1 pseudogene is annotated in these 332 nt (G+C 64.5%); it reads right to left on the reverse strand.

Features of this window, described 5'->3' with window-relative positions:
* Positions 1 to 329: pseudogene (locus BBX50_RS26830) on the reverse strand (electron transfer flavoprotein subunit beta/FixA family protein); the annotation flags it as partial.
* Positions 330 to 332: the final 3 nt, after the last annotated feature.

The following is a 332-nucleotide window of genomic DNA, read 5'->3' on the forward strand; positions in this document are numbered from 1 at the left end:
CCGACGATGATCAGGCCCGGCTGTTCGGCCTCGGCGACGCCCTTGACGATCTTGGCGACGGCGAGCGGCTCGACCTGGTCTTCGGTCTCGACCAGGATGGCGCGGTCAGCACCCATGGCAAGCGCGGTCCTCAGCGTCTCTTCGGCCTTGGCCGGGCCGACGGAGACGACGACGACTTCGTCGGCCTTGCCGGCTTCCTTCAGCCGGAGCGCTTCTTCGACCGAGATTTCGTCGAACGGGTTCATCGACATCTTCACGTTCGCAAGCTCGACGCCCGAACCGTCTGCCTTCACGCGGATCTTGACGTTGTAGTCAACCACCCGCTTCACCGT

The sequence above is a fragment of the Ensifer sp. LC11 genome (assembly GCF_001695835.1).
GTDB lineage: Bacteria > Pseudomonadota > Alphaproteobacteria > Rhizobiales > Rhizobiaceae > Ensifer.